Source organism: Sinomonas mesophila (assembly GCF_001999765.1).
In the GTDB taxonomy this organism is placed as follows: domain Bacteria; phylum Actinomycetota; class Actinomycetes; order Actinomycetales; family Micrococcaceae; genus Sinomonas; species Sinomonas mesophila.
In genome coordinates this window covers 62,256-76,201 of the sequence record NZ_KV908325.1, presented here as the reverse complement: position 1 = coordinate 76,201, position 13,946 = coordinate 62,256, and the positions used below count along the sequence as shown (strand labels likewise).

At 68.9% G+C, this 13,946-nt stretch carries 9 protein-coding genes, 1 pseudogene and 1 riboswitch; of the genes and pseudogenes, 8 read left to right on the top strand and 2 right to left on the bottom strand.

Annotated elements, in window-relative coordinates:
• Positions 1-93 precede the first annotated feature (93 nt).
• Positions 94-1,380 carry an ABC transporter substrate-binding protein gene (locus BV907_RS05555; RefSeq protein WP_077488742.1) on the bottom strand — a complete coding sequence of 429 codons (1,287 nt, stop codon included), beginning with the start codon at positions 1,378-1,380 and terminating at the stop codon, positions 94-96.
• A gap of 263 nt (positions 1,381-1,643) precedes the next feature.
• On the opposite strand from BV907_RS05555, the gene BV907_RS05550 reads away from it, so the two are divergent.
• The 8 genes and pseudogenes from BV907_RS05550 (at position 1,644) to BV907_RS05515 (ending at position 12,403) form a co-directional block, all read left to right on the top strand.
• Positions 1,644-2,474, top strand: a complete 831-nt coding sequence (locus tag BV907_RS05550) for a DeoR/GlpR family DNA-binding transcription regulator (RefSeq protein WP_077488741.1) — start codon at positions 1,644-1,646, stop codon at positions 2,472-2,474.
• 169 nt (positions 2,475-2,643) lie between these two features.
• A pseudogene (locus tag BV907_RS05545) lies at positions 2,644-6,153 on the top strand (NAD-glutamate dehydrogenase domain-containing protein); the annotation flags it as partial.
• Positions 6,154-6,430: 277 nt separating this feature from the next.
• A riboswitch (SAM riboswitch) is annotated at positions 6,431-6,543 on the top strand.
• Between the two features lie 39 nt (positions 6,544-6,582).
• Entirely contained in the window at positions 6,583-7,065 is a 483-nt protein-coding gene (locus tag BV907_RS05540; RefSeq protein WP_175637379.1) for a flavin reductase family protein, read from the top strand.
• A 164-nt stretch (positions 7,066-7,229) separates the two neighbouring features.
• Complete coding sequence (locus BV907_RS05535; protein WP_077488738.1) at positions 7,230-8,261, top strand: ABC transporter substrate-binding protein; 1,032 nt, start codon at positions 7,230-7,232, stop codon at positions 8,259-8,261.
• A gap of 3 nt (positions 8,262-8,264) precedes the next feature.
• Positions 8,265-9,140 carry an ABC transporter ATP-binding protein gene (locus tag BV907_RS05530; protein ID WP_077488737.1) on the top strand — a complete coding sequence of 292 codons (876 nt, stop codon included), beginning with the start codon at positions 8,265-8,267 and terminating at the stop codon, positions 9,138-9,140.
• On the top strand, positions 9,140-10,057 hold the full coding sequence (locus tag BV907_RS05525; RefSeq protein WP_139346620.1) for an ABC transporter permease: 918 nt from the start codon (positions 9,140-9,142) through the stop codon (positions 10,055-10,057). The genes BV907_RS05530 and BV907_RS05525 overlap by 1 nt, the downstream gene beginning before the upstream one ends.
• 34 nt (positions 10,058-10,091) lie before the next feature.
• Positions 10,092-11,057: a TauD/TfdA dioxygenase family protein gene (locus BV907_RS05520; RefSeq protein WP_077488735.1), complete on the top strand. Its 966-nt coding sequence runs from the start codon at positions 10,092-10,094 to the stop codon at positions 11,055-11,057.
• Between the two features lie 2 nt (positions 11,058-11,059).
• Positions 11,060-12,403 carry an LLM class flavin-dependent oxidoreductase gene (locus BV907_RS05515; protein ID WP_077488734.1) on the top strand — a complete coding sequence of 448 codons (1,344 nt, stop codon included), beginning with the start codon at positions 11,060-11,062 and terminating at the stop codon, positions 12,401-12,403.
• A gap of 179 nt (positions 12,404-12,582) precedes the next feature.
• Here BV907_RS05515 and BV907_RS05510 read toward each other — a convergent pair whose 3' ends face one another.
• Positions 12,583-13,824 (bottom strand): MFS transporter, encoded by a 1,242-nt coding sequence (locus BV907_RS05510; RefSeq protein WP_077488733.1) that lies wholly within the window; start codon positions 13,822-13,824, stop codon positions 12,583-12,585.
• Between the last annotated feature and the right edge of the window lie 122 nt (positions 13,825-13,946).

Genomic DNA, 13,946 nt, shown 5'->3' with positions numbered 1-13,946 from the left:
GTCTCAAGCTCCCTTGCGGGGCCATACCGCCGGTGTGGCGGCTTGGCTGCGGCGCCTTGGCTGCGGCGGCACGGCCCCTTCAGATATTCAGCGTCAGAAGACGGACGCCCACTCGGATTGGACGGCGGTCAGCGTCTGGTCGACGCTCTGGCTGTCGGTGAGCGTCTTCTGCAGCTGCTCGTCGAACGTGCGCTGCAGATGATCGGACTTCGGCAGACCGACGAACTCATTGGCCGGGTAGCCCGCCTGGTAGATGTCGAACGCCGTCTTGAACAGCGGATCGCTCTTGCTGAAGTCCGGCGACGCCGTCTTGTTGCCGGGGAAGCCGTTCGCGAGCGTGCTCAGCTGGGCGTTGACGTCCTTGCCCATGAGGAATTCAACGAGCTTGGCCGCTTCCGCCTTGTGCGCCGACTTGTCGGAGACGCCGATGCCCCACGAGGCGTAGGGGATGCCGCGCTTGCCGGTGTAGGAGTCCTCGGAGGGCAGCGCCGCGACCGTGAAGTCGAGGCTCGGGTTGTTCTTCTTGATCAGGGTGATGTGAGCGAGCGAGTCGATCACCATGCCGACCTGTCCATTGGTGAACTTCTCGACCTTGTCCTGCTCCTTCATCGTGAGGGCGCCAGGAGCGACGACGTCCGCGTCATAGAGGCTCTTGACGTACTCGACCCCGCTCTTGACCTGGGCGTTCGTGACGTCGGGCTTCCCGTTCTTCAGCATGCTGCCGCCAGAGGCCCAGACCCACGACATGACGTCGTTCTGGATGCCGTTCGGGACCGCGGTGTCGAGGGGAAGGGCCCAGCCCTTCACGTTGCCACCGAGCGCGCTGATCTTCTTCGCCGCATCGAGGAACTCGCTGCGATTGGTCGGCGCCTTGCTCACGCCGGCCTGCTGGAGCAGGTCGTTGTTCACGAACAGGGGGTAGACGAAGTTGACCACAGGGATCATGTAGGTCTTGCCGTTGACCTTGACCTGGCTCGCGAGCTGGTCCTCCGGGAAGTTGTCGGCCTTCAGGAGCGGAGACAGGTCCGCGATGGCGCCCTGCTTCGCGAAGTCGCTGACCCAGGCGCCGTCGAGCCCCACGACGTCAGGAAGCTGTCCCGACGCCGCGGCCGCGACCATCTGCTGCTGGGTGGACGCGAAGGGCGCGCTCAGCAGCTTCACCTTGATGGTGGGGTTCTCCTTCTGGAACTCGTCAATCAGTCCGGCGAACGAGCCTGCCGGCAGCTCCGGCTCCCACCACTGGGCGAATTCGATGGTCACCTCACCCGTGGGGCCACCACCCGGGGCCGGGCCGCTGCAGCCCGACATCGCGACCACCATTGCCGCAGCTGTGCCCAATGTCGCGAGCAACCGCGGGCCGCCGCGCCTCCTCATGCTCATGTCCACTCCTTCGTGCGAATGCTTGATCATGCTCCTTGATGCGTGATGTACGCCACATTAGTCCCGCGCTCCCAGCGCTGGCAAGCATAGAAGCGCAAAGAGATGAACCAAGAGGGCGAAAACTCCTGCTGGAAGTGCATGGAAATGCCTAGGTCGCCTAGCTAAGCAGGCTCGCTTGCGTGATCCTGCATGACTTTGCGGTCCTTCCCTTCGAATGGAGCGGCCCCGGGTGCTAGCATTCGAGCGTGAACGAGCTAGACAGCATGGCCGTCGACGAGAGTCGGGCACACCGGCATCCAGCAGGCAGAAAAGCGCAACTTGCTGCCTACGTCGCTGACGCTGGCCAGGTGACGGTGGGCACCCTGGCAGAGAAGTTCGGCGTGTCGATCGACACCATCCGCCGCGACCTCGATCAACTCGACAATGAAGGGCTCCTCGTCCGCACCTACGGCGGTGCGGTGAGCGTCGCCATGAGCTCCCGGGTCGAGAAGGCCGTCGACGTCCGCCTCGGCATGCAGGCCGCGGAGAAAGAGACGATCGGCACTCTCGCTGCGCGGCTCGTGCGCGACGACTCTGGGGTCATCATGAATGGCGGCACCACGATGCTGTCGGTCGCACGCGCGCTGCACGCCCACCGGGACCTGACGATCGCGACCAACAATCTGCTCGTGCCAGCGGAACTCGACCCGGCAGTCTGGCGGGAGCTCTACATCTTCGGCGGAGCCGTTCGATCGACAACTCTGGCCACGACCGGCCCCACGAGTCTGCGCATCGCCACGGGCGGCGCCGAGCTCGACATTCGCTGCGACCTGGCGCTCGTCGCCGTGGGGGCCGTGTCGGTGCGGGGTGGGTATACGACAAGCAACGTCGGCGAGGCCGCGATGATGAGCGAGATGATGTCACGCGCCACGAAGGTCGCCATCCTCGCGGACTCCTCCAAGTTCGAGAAGCAGCTCTTCGCGCAAGTCGGCCTGCTCAATGCAGCCGATTACTTCGTCACGGACGCGCGGCCCCCCAAGGAACTCGAGGCCGCACTGCGGGACAACGGCGTCCGCATCATCACGCCGGAATCGGCCCCGAGGTCGGTCTCCTAGAGTCCGGCATCCGGCCGACGCCGGGGGGACGAGCCCTCGTAGACGCCGGGCCCGCGGCCCGCGATCATGAAAGTAGCGTGATGATCGGGACTCCGGCAGAGCCTGAGCCGACCCCATCCGCTGGAGGCGTAGAGGCATGTCGCGTGAGACCGCGCCGGCGAGCGTGAATCGGGCGTGGGCGGAGCGGCTGGATGCGGCCCTGCAGGGCCGTCTGCCCCCCGGGCAGGCCGCGCGGCTGTCCTCGCTGTGGTCCGCGGCGTTCCCGGCGAGCTATCGGGCCGATTTCGGGGTCGAGGACGCGGTCGAGGACATCGAACGGTTCGAGCAGTTCGATCTCGACGGCACCGGCGGGCGGCCCCTGGGCGATCCGCTGCTCGTCGTCTCCACCCGCCCGGGTTCCGTGCCCCCGGTGGCCGAGGCCGGCGTCGTCCGTGCTCCCACCCGGAGCGCGCGGCTCCGGCTCTATCTCACGGGTCCCCGGACCCTGACGCAGTTGCTGCCGCTGCTCCACAACCTGGGCCTCGAGGTGCTGAACCAGCGCCCGTTCGACCTCCTGCGCGGCAGGGACCGGCCGCTGTTCCTGTACGACCTCGGCGTGACGTACCCGCCCGGCGTGGACCCGGCCGGGACCAGTGCGCTGCTCGCGGACGCGTTCGGGGCGGCGATGCGCGGGGACGCGGAGTCGGACGGATTCGACGCCCTGGTCCTGCGGGAGGGCCTGGAGTGGCGGCAGGTGGTGATCCTGCGCGGCTACGCGAAGTATTTGCAGCAGCTGGGGACCACCAACTCCTATGGCTTCATCGCGGAGACCCTGCTGGCCAATGCGAGGGCAACCCACGCGCTCCTGGGCCTGTTCCGTGCCCGGTTCCACCCGGCGCTCGGCATCGCCGAGCGGCTCCGCGAGACGGCCGCGGCCCGTGCCGAGGTGGCCGGGGCGATCGACGCGGTCGCCTCCCTGGACGGGGACCGGCTCCTGCGGGTGTTCCTGAGCCTCATCGAGGCCACGACCCGGACCAACTTCTACCGCACCCGGCCGTACCTGAGCCTCAAGCTCAGGTCCGCCATCATTCCGGGCGCACCGTTCCCGCGGCCGAAGGCCGAGATCTGGGTCTACTCCCCCCGCGTGGAGGGCGTGCACCTCCGCTTCGGGCCGGTGGCGCGCGGCGGGCTGAGGTGGTCGGACCGGCGCGAGGACTTCCGCACCGAGGTCCTGGGGCTGGTGAAGACGCAGACAGTCAAGAATGCGGTGATCGTCCCGACGGGCGCCAAGGGCGGCTTCTGCCCGAAGCGGCTCCCCGATCCGGGGGCGGACCGCGCGGCGTGGCTCGCGGAGGGCACGGAGGCCTACAGGGACTTCCTGCGCGGGCTGCTCGATCTCACCGACAACCTGACCCCGCCCGAGGCCGCGGCTCCGGCTTCCACCGGCGCCCGGACCCCCGCCGCCCCGGCTGCGCGGGGTGCCCGGCACTCGGTCGGGCGCGTCGTCCCCCCGCCGAACGTCGTCAGGTACGACGACGATGACTACTATCTCGTCGTGGCCGCGGACAAGGGCACCGCGGCGTTCTCCGACATCGCCAACGGGGTGGCCGAGGAGTACGGCTTCTGGCTCGGCGATGCGTTTGCCTCTGGCGGCTCCGTGGGCTATGACCACAAGCGTATGGGCATCACCGCCCGCGGCGCGTGGGAGTCGGCCAGGGCGCACCTCCACGAGCTCGGCATCGACCCCCAGCGCCAGGACTTCACCGCCGTGGGCATCGGGGACATGAGCGGAGACGTCTTCGGCAACGGCATGCTCCTCTCGGCCCACATCCGGCTCGTGGCCGCCTTCGACCACCGGCACATCTTCCTCGACCCCGACCCCGACCCGGCGGCCTCCCTCGAGGAGCGCCGCCGCCTGTTCGCGCTCCCCCGCTCCTCGTGGGCCGACTACAGCCCTGCCCTGATCAGCCCCGGCGGCGGGGTGCATCCGCGCTCGGCCAAGTCGATCGCCGTCACGCCGGAGGTCCGGCAGGTGCTGCGGCTGGCGGCGAGGACGACGGCGATGACCTCGCCCGAGCTCATCCAGGCCATCCTGCGCGCGCCAGTGGACCTGATCTACAACGGCGGAATCGGCACCTACGTCAAGGCCTCCGCCGAGGCCAACGCCCACGTGGGCGACAAGGCCAACGACCCCGTCCGGGTCAACGGCAGCGAGCTCAGGGCCCGCATCGTCGTCGAGGGCGGCAACCTCGGGATGACGCAGCGCGGACGGGTCGAGGCGGCGCTCAACGGAGTGCTGCTCAACACCGACGCGATCGACAACTCGGCTGGCGTGGACTGCTCCGACCACGAGGTCAACATCAAGATCTTCGTCGACCGCATGATCGCCGCCGGCAAGATGCCCCCCGGCGAACGCGCCGACTTCCTGCGCTCCCTCACCGACGAGGTGGCCCGCCTCGTCCTGAAGAACAACCAGAACCAGAACACCCTCCTCCTCAACGACCGCGCCCTGATCCTCAACTGGAGCCCCGGCTTCGACCCCAACTGGAGCCCCGGCTTCGAGCGCACCATGGACTGGCTGGAAAAGGTCGCCGACCTCGACCGGTCCCTCGAGGCACTGCCCACCACGGACGAATTCCACGCACGACTTCAGGCCGGCAAATGGCTCACCTGCCCCGAGCTGTGCGTGTTGGCCGCCTATGCCAAGATCGCGCTCGCCAAGCAACTGAACGAGAGCGACGTCGCCGACGACCCCTGGTTCGACCGCGTCCTGCGCAGCTACTTCCCGCACCAGATCGTCGAACGCTTTGGCCCGGAACTCCAGGAACACCCGCTGCGCCGGCAGATCATCAGCACCGTGCTCGCCAACGACATCATCAACCTCGGAGGCATCACCTTCGCCTTCCGTGCCGTCGAGGAGACCACGGGGAGCGCGGCCGCTCTCGCACGGGCCTTCGTGACAATACGCGAGGCCTTTGACCTTCACTGGCTCGCCGACTGGATGGCTGGGCTTCCGCCGTCCATTCCGGCCGAGCACGCGGCCGAATTGGCCCTGTATGTGCGCCGGATGCTGGACCGGGGCACGCGCTGGTACCTGACGCATGACCATCGGGACCAGCCAGTGGAACGGGCCCTGAAGAGGATCACCCCGGCGATGGAGCTCCGGCGGAACCGCACCGTGGTTTACCTGCGCGGTGACGATATCGACCTCGGACAGGACCTTCTGGCGCACTGGGAGGCCATTGGGATCCCGCCGGACATTGCGCGACGGGCGTTTGAGGCAGTCCTGAGCTTCACGTTGTTGGACGTCTCACGCATCGCTGAGCAGGTTCATGAACCTGTCGAGCGCATTGCCGATCTCTATTCCGCCGCGTTCCAGCGCATCGGGGTTCTGAAGCTGCTCCTGAAGATCACCGACCTTCCGCGCCAGACCCCGTGGGAAGCGCTCGGGCGCGCTGCCCTGCGTGACGACGCCTACTCCGTCGTGGCCGATCTGACCCTTTCGGTGATGCACACGACACGAGGGCACGACCCCGCGCGGGCCGATCCCGCGGAGCGGATCGTGGAGTGGGAACGCGGCCATCAGGAACAGCTCGCACGGATCAAAGACACTCTCGCCGAAGTCACGGGGCCCGGAGAGGTGGGATTCATCCCGCTCTCCGTTGCGCTCAAGCAGCTCAGGACGCTCGTGCGCAACTGACCCGACCACCTGAGTTCTTCACGGACGGCATGGGTGGCTTCCTGCCCGCCGCTCAAGCGGGCGTGATCCTGACGGTCGCGGCGCGCGGGCTCGCCCCGACCATCGTGGGCAGGTAGGTGCTGCCGTCGTATTGGGGCTGCCCGCAGGGCGTCCTTGTTTCCCCGTGAGACGCCGTCTGGTTTCCCTGTGAGACCCCGTGTTTCCCCTCGAGACGCCACGGGTCGTTGTTACGCAGGCGCATGGACGGGGGCAGGTGCCTTTCGTAGATTCGGACCAGGATCAAGAGCCCCGGCGGAAAGCTCTGGCTGGCCGGGCGGCAACCCTCTCCCGTAGTGGGGTGCCCCAGATGAGGATCCGGCCGCGGTGTTCCATCCGCGGCAAGTACGGCGCCCGGAGGCGGGCGTCCGGGGGGAGGGCTGAGGGATGACGATGACGGTGACGACTGTGCAGGCCGTGAGCGGGGCGGAGCTCCGCCGCGCGATGGGGCACTGGGCAACGGGCGTCTCGGTCATCACTACCCGCAGCGAAGGCACTCTGGCGGGCCTGGTGAGCAACTCGCTGACGTCCGTGAGCCTGGACCCGCCGCTGGTCTCGTGGGCGGTGGACCGGCGGTCCTCGTCCTTCGATGTGTGGAACACCACCGACAACTTCGCGGTGCACATCCTGTCCGAGTCGGATCGCGACCTCGTGCGGCGCTTCGTGGCGAAGGGGACGGAGAAGTTTGCGGGACTGGCCTGGGAGCCCGGGGTGCTGGGCTCGCCGATCATGGCCGACGACGTCCCGCGCCTCGAGTGTCGCCTGTGGCAGCGGGTGGAGGCAGGGGACCACGTGATCCTGATCGGCGAGGCAGTGAGCGTCTCGGATCCGGAGAGCTTCCGTCCCCTGACCAACCACGTCTACTGGGCCAAGTAGTCTTCCGGACCCTGTAGCCGGCCGGGCCGCCGCCTCCGGGCAGACGGCGCCTATCGCCCCGGGCGCGGCGGCCCGCCTGGCCCCCTTCATTCCATCCTGCGCGCGGAGTCCCGCGCGTCCCTCACGGCTGCCTTCGTGCACCCCAGAAACCCTAGGAAACGTCCATGAAGAAACTCACGTCCATTGCAGGTGCGGCGGTCGCTGCCGTCATCGCCCTGGCCGTTTCGGCCTGCTCAGGCTCCGCTGCCGCCACGGGCGCCGGAGGGCAGGAGACCACCGAGCTCCGCTATCAGGGCTCCGCGAACAATGTCACCCTGGCCGAGCTCGCCCAAGATCTCGGCTTCCTCGGCGACGTCAGGCTCAGATGGGTGGGCAATACGACGAGCGGGCCCCAGGACATCCAGTCCGCCGCGACAGGCCAGACGGATGTCGGCGGCGCGTTCGCCGGCGCCGTCGTCAAGCTCATCGAAGCAGGGGCACCCGTGAAGGCGGTCGTGAACTACTACGGCGAGGACGAGAAGACCTTCACCGGCTACTACGTCCGGGACGACAGCCCCATCCGCAGCGCCCGGGACCTGATCGGCAAGAAGGTCGCCGTCAACACGCTCGGCGCGCATCACGAGGCTGTGATCGACACCTGGCTGGAGAAGAACGGGCTCACGCCGGAGGAGATCGAGCAGGTCCAGCTCGTCGTGCTCCCGCCCAACGACACGGAGGAGGCGATCCGCCGCGGTCAGGTGGACGCCGGCTCGCTGGGCGGTGTTCTCCAGGACAACGCGGTCGCGGCTGGCGGCCTGCGCTCCCTCTTCAGCGACTACAGCCTGTTCGGCGCGTTCGCGGGCGGGCAGTACGTGTTCCGCAGCGATTTCATCGCCCAGAACCCCGAGACCGTTCGCGCGTTCACCACGGGCGTCGCGAAGGCCATCGAATGGGAGCGCACGACCCCGCGCGAGCAGGTGATCGAGCGCTTCACCCAGATCATCGAGAAGCGCAACCGCGGCGAGAGCACCAAGAACCTGAAGTACTGGCAGAGCGTCGGCGTGCCCAACGCGGGCATCATCGGCGACGCCGATTTCGCCCGCTGGGACAGGTGGCTCCATGAGTCCGGGATCGTGAACGGCCCCATTGCCCCGTCGAAGTACTACACGAACGAGTTCAACGAGCTCGCCACCGCGCAGCCCGCAGCGAAGGGATGACCCATGACGCCGAAGATCAGCCTGCGCGACGTCAGCCAGCATTTTCCGGTCCGCGGCGGCGCCGGCACCCTGACCGCCCTCGACACGATCACCCTCGACGTCCATGAGGGTGAATTCCTGACCCTCGTGGGCCCGAGCGGCTCTGGCAAGACCACGCTCCTCGACCTGCTCGCGGGCCTCACCAGGCCCACCTCGGGCGAGGTGCTCGTGGACGGCAGGCCGGTCACCGGCCCGGGCCCGGACCGGGCCGTCGTGTTCCAGCAGTACGCGCTCTTCCCGTGGCGCACGGCCTCGCAGAATGTCTCGATCGGGCTCGAGGGCACGGGCCTGGGCAAACGCGAACGGGCCGAGAGGGCCAGCCACTACCTGGGACTCGTGGGGCTCGCGGGGTTCGAGGACCGGTATCCGCACGAGCTCTCGGGCGGGATGAAGCAGCGCGTCGCGATCGCCCGCAGCCTCGCCTACGAGCCCGACATCCTCCTCATGGACGAACCCTTCGCCGCCCTCGACGCCCAGACCCGCGAGCAGCTCCAGGGCGAACTGGTGAAGATCTGGCGGGCCACGGGCAAGACCATCGTCTTCATCACGCACGGCATCGAGGAGGCCGTCTACCTCGGGCAGCGGGTCGCGGTCCTGAGCTCCCGGCCCGGGCGGCTCAAGGCGATCGTGGACATCCATCTCCCCACGCACGACGACGAGGCGGACATCCGCTCGCACCCCGCCTTCGTCGACTACCGCCATCGCGTGTGGGACCTCCTGCACGACGAGGTCCGCCGCGCCCAGGATGCCGGCCACCGCAAGATCCAGCCCGACGGCTCGGCCCCCGATGAGCACGCGAAGACCGCAACAAGCGCCGAGCGCGAGAGGAGCCTCGCCTGATGTCAACCCTCACATCCCCCGTCCATGCTGCCACCGCCCCCGCCGCGGCAGAATCGGGCACGACCGCCCTCCACCCGGTGCCTGCCGGCCGGACAGAGGCCGCTGCCCGCACGCTCCGGCGAGCCGCCGCCGCCGTCCGTTCCACCCAGCGCGTCGTCCGTTCCACCCTGTGGAAGTCCGCGGCGATCCTCGCGTTCCTTCTCCTGTGGGAGGTGGGGCCGCTATGGTTCGCCCCGCCCTCGACGCGCGTCTTCCTCCCGCCCCTGCACGAGGTGCTCGCTGCCACGGGGAGCCTGGTGGCGACGGGCGCGCTGCAGGGGCACCTCGCCGCGAGCCTCACGCGCTCGGCGGCGGGGTTCGGACTCGCTGTCGTGCTCGGCGTCGCCGCGGGGCTCGTGTCCGCGTGGTACCGGCCGCTCGGCTCGTTCTTCACGCCGCTCCTGGAGGTCTTCCGCAACACCGCCGCCCTCGCGCTGCTGCCGGTGTTCACGCTCCTGCTCGGGATCGGCGAGGAGTCGAAGGTCACGATCGTCGCCTACGCCGCGTTCTTCCCGGTGCTGCTCAACACGATCGCGGGCGTGCGGACCGTGGACCCGCTGCTCGTACGGGCCGCGCGCTCGCTCGGGCTCTCCAGTCTCGCGCTGTTCCGCAAGGTGATCCTGCCCTCGGCCGTGCCCACGATCTTCACCGGCATCCGCATGGCGGGCACGGCGTCGATCCTCGTGCTCATCGCGGCCGAGATGGTCGGGGCCAAGGCCGGGCTCGGCTACCTGATCGTCAACGCGCAGTCCAGCTTCCTCATCCCGGACATGTATGCCGGGATCCTCACCGTCTCCGTCCTCGGCCTGGCCGTGAACACGCTCCTCGTCGCTCTCGAGCGCCACTTCTCGCGCTGGCGAGTCGAGGCCAACGCCTGAACCTGCCCTTCCCTCCCTTCGAAAGGACCCAGTCATGACCAGCACTGCCATCTCCACCCGTCTCGCCTTCACCAAGCTCGGCGCGCGCATCGGCGCCGAGATCCGGGGCCTCGACCTCAGCCAGGATCTCTCGGAGGAGACCATCCGGGAGATCCGCGGCGCCCTGAACGAGCACAAGGCCCTCGTGTTCCGCGAGGCCAACATCCGCACCGACGAGGACCAGGTCCGCTTCGCGTCCCGGTTCGGCCCCCTCACCACGGCCCACCCCACCGTCGCGTCCGTGGACGGCGCCGAGAACGTGCTGCCCGTGGACAGTGAGGACGGATCCGCGAACACGTGGCACACCGACGTCACCTTCGTGCTCAACCCGCCCCAGGCCACGACCCTGCGCAGCGTCACGGTGCCCTCGTACGGCGGCGAGACGCTCATCGCCTCCTCGGCGGCCGCCTACGAGGACCTGCCCGCCGAGCTGAGGAACTTCGCCGACACGCTCTGGGCCATCCACACCAACGACTATGACTACGCCGTGCCGAAGAACCTCGAGCACGAGGGTGCGGAGGAGCGCCGCAAGGTCTTCACCCGCATCAAGTACCAGACCGCCCACCCCGTGGTCCGCGTGCACCCCCTCACCCGCGAACGGGGCCTGTTCATCGGCGGCTTCGCGCAGCGACTCCGGATCGTCGGGCTCTCCACCACCGAATCCAGGGACATCCTGCGCCTGCTCCAGGCCTACATCACCCGACCCGAGAACGTGGTGCGCGTGGACTGGGAGCCGAACCAGCTCGTCCTGTTCGACAACCGCATCACCCAGCACTACGCCCCGTCGAACTACGACGACCAGCCCCGCAAGCTCAACCGCGTCACGATCGCCGGAGACATCCCCGCCGGCATCGACGGGACGCCCAGCCAGGCCATCGAGGGCGACTCGTCCCACTACTCCGAGGTGGTCCCTGTCGGGGTGGGCACTGCCGGGGTCGTCACTCTCGGGGCGGGTGCCTGAGCATGGCCAAGAAGCTGCACCTGAACGCGTTCCTCATGAGCACCGGCCACCACGAGGCCTCGTGGCGGCTCCCCGAGAGCGACCCGCACGCCGGCACCAGCCTCGCGCACTTCACCCATCTGGCCCAGACCGCCGAGCGGGGGAAGCTCGACTCCGTGTTCTTCGCCGACTCGCCCGTGCTGTGGGGCTCCGTCGAGCGGCGGCCGACCAGCGCCGTCGAGCCCACCGTGCTGCTCGCCGCCCTCGCGGCGGCCACCGAGCGGATCGGGCTCATCGCGACCGCCTCGACGAGCTACAACTCGCCGTACAACCTCGCCCGGCGCTTCGCCTCCATCGACCACCTCTCCGGCGGCCGCGCCGGGTGGAACGTCGTGACGACGGCGGGGGCCGAGGCCGCGCGGAACTTCGGCCTCGACGACCAGCCGCTCCACCGCGGACGCTACGAGCGTGCGGCCGAGTTCCTCGACGTCGCCTTCAAGCTCTGGGACTCGTGGGACGACGACGCCATCCTCGCCGACAAGGAAGCCGGGATCTGGGCCGACGCGCGGCGGGTGCGCGCCGTCGAGCATTCCGGCCCGCACTTCTCGGTCCGCGGCCCCCTCGACGTCCCCCGCTCCCCCCAGGGGCGGCCTGTCATTGTGCAGGCCGGTTCCTCCCAGGACGGCAAGGACCTCGCCGCCAGCTACGCCGAGGCCGTCTTCACGGCACAGCAGACCCTCGAGGAGGCACAGAGGTTCTACAGGGATCTCAAGGCGCGCACGGCCGCGGCCGGGCGCGATCCGGAGGGGATCAAGATCCTCCCCGGCATCGTGCCCATCCTCGGCGGGACCGAGGCCGAGGCGCTGCGGCGCGAACGTGAGCTCGACGAGCTCATCCGTCCCGAATACGCGCGCAACGAGCTCGCCGAGACCCTCCGCATCGCGCCGGAGGACCTCCCGCTGGACAGGGAACTGCCCGCTGACCTTCCCGACGAGGACGAGATCGAGGGCGCCAAGAGCCGGTACACGCTCATCGTGGACTTGGCCCGCCGCGAGCGGCTCACCGTACGCCAGCTCATCGGCCGGCTCGGCGGCGGACGCGGGCACCGGACCGTCGCCGGCACGCCGGAGCAGGTCACAGACGCCCTCGAAGCCTGGTTCCTGGCCGGGGCCGCCGACGGCTTCAACATCATGCCGGCGGCCCTGCCCTCAGGGCTCGAAGAGTTCGTCGACCACGTGGTGCCACGGCTCCAGGCACGGGGCCTGTTCCGCGAGGAGTACGCGGGCACGACCCTGCGGGAACACTACGGGCTGCCACTGCCCGCAGGCCGGCTCAGCGCCGCAAGTGGGCTCCCGCACGTCTCCTGATCCCGCCGCCATCGCTGGGCACGGGCTGGTCTGCGGGGTCCTCGGCGGAGCGCTGCCTCATGGCAGCGCTCCCCGGGGACCCCGCGCAGCAGGGTGGCCGGGCACCCGGTGCTGCTGCCTGTGACGCACGACGGCGGCGGCCGTCCGCCGTCGTGCAGCCCACCTGGGTCCGGCCTTGCCTACGAGGCTGGCTGGGCTTGTCGGCGGGTGACTCGGGTGGTCACGAGCGCCAGAAGGGAGGCCAGCAGCAGCACCGCCGCACCGGCCAGGAAGGTGGTCTGGTAACCGAGGGAGTCGAACAGGATTCCGCCCATGGTGGAACCGAGCGCGATACACGTCTGGACAACGGCCACCATGAGTCCGCCGCCCTGTTCGGCCCTGTGGGGCATGGCCTCGGCGACCCAACTCCACCAGCCGACAGGTGCCGACGTCCCCAGAAGCCCCCACAGCCCCAGCAGAACCACGACTGCGGCGAACCAGGCGCCGAAGGGAATCAAGGCTGCCGCGAGGAGCGCCATCGCGGCAGGGATAGCGGTCAGGGTCCGGTACAGCCCCGGTCCGAGGAAGCGGCCGATCAGCACGGTGCCGACGAAGCCCGTCATGCCGAGCACGAGCAGCACGAGGGAGACGGCGGTCACGTCGATCCGGGTCACCGTCTCCAGGAACGGCCGGACGTAGGTGAAGAGCATGAACTGGCCCATGAAGAAGGCGCCGCAGGCGGCCATGCCCCAGGCAACGGCGCGGCTCCGGAAGGCCGTGAAGATCGCGAAGATGTCGCGGACCGTCGTCGAACGCTGAGGGGCGGGAAGGGAAGGCAGGCTGATCCACAGCCAGACCAGGCAGAGAGCGGAGACCGGGACCAGACAGAAGAACGCGCCCCGCCATCCCATGATGGAGCCCAGGTAGCTGCCCAGTGGCGCCGCCAGCACGGTGGCGAGGGCGTTGCCGCCGTTGACGATCGCTAAGGCGCGGGGCACGCGGCTGGCGGACACGAGCCGCATGGCGGTGGCTGCCGACATGGACCAGAAGCCACCGATCACCACACCGATGAATGCCCGGCCGGCCATGAAGGGAAGGTAGCCCGGGGCCAGCGAGACCAAGGCGCCCGAGACGCCCATGAGCGCCGTCAGCCCGATCAGCAGTGTCCTGCGGTCCATGCTGCCGGTCAGCGCGGAGATCGACAGGCTGGTGAGCACGGCGAACACTCCGGATATCGCGATGCCCTGCCCGACCATCCCTTCGGAGACCTGGAGGTCGGCGGCCATGGGCGTGAGCAGGCTCACGGGCATGAATTCCGAGGCGACCAGCGCGAAGGCACCGAAGGACATGGCGAAGACGCCTCCCCAGTGCTCGGGATGATGCTCGCTGCCGCTCGGCCCCTGCGCCTCGCGCTCACGGAGGACCGAAGTGTCGGATGACATGAAACTCCCTCTCGTTGCAGTACTGCTCCGATCGGACCATGAACCGGATTCCCTGAGGGAGTCCCGCTTGAGACGGGTCTTGGGAGAACCCCGTTTGTGGGGATCGAAGTTGTGGGGATCGA

What these genes read in the sequence shown, in the direction of transcription:
- BV907_RS05555 (WP_077488742.1), bottom strand. Translation starts at nt 1,380, where the DNA reads ATGAGCATGAGGAGGCGCGGCGGCCCGCGGTTGCTCGCGACATTGGGC.
- BV907_RS05550 (WP_077488741.1), top strand. Translation starts at nt 1,644, where the DNA reads ATGGCCGTCGACGAGAGTCGGGCACACCGGCATCCAGCAGGCAGAAAA.
- BV907_RS05540 (WP_175637379.1), top strand. Translation starts at nt 6,583, where the DNA reads ATGACGGTGACGACTGTGCAGGCCGTGAGCGGGGCGGAGCTCCGCCGC.
- BV907_RS05535 (WP_077488738.1), top strand. Translation starts at nt 7,230, where the DNA reads ATGAAGAAACTCACGTCCATTGCAGGTGCGGCGGTCGCTGCCGTCATC.
- BV907_RS05530 (WP_077488737.1), top strand. Translation starts at nt 8,265, where the DNA reads ATGACGCCGAAGATCAGCCTGCGCGACGTCAGCCAGCATTTTCCGGTC.
- BV907_RS05525 (WP_139346620.1), top strand. Translation starts at nt 9,140, where the DNA reads ATGTCAACCCTCACATCCCCCGTCCATGCTGCCACCGCCCCCGCCGCG.
- BV907_RS05520 (WP_077488735.1), top strand. Translation starts at nt 10,092, where the DNA reads ATGACCAGCACTGCCATCTCCACCCGTCTCGCCTTCACCAAGCTCGGC.
- BV907_RS05515 (WP_077488734.1), top strand. Translation starts at nt 11,060, where the DNA reads ATGGCCAAGAAGCTGCACCTGAACGCGTTCCTCATGAGCACCGGCCAC.
- BV907_RS05510 (WP_077488733.1), bottom strand. Translation starts at nt 13,824, where the DNA reads ATGTCATCCGACACTTCGGTCCTCCGTGAGCGCGAGGCGCAGGGGCCG.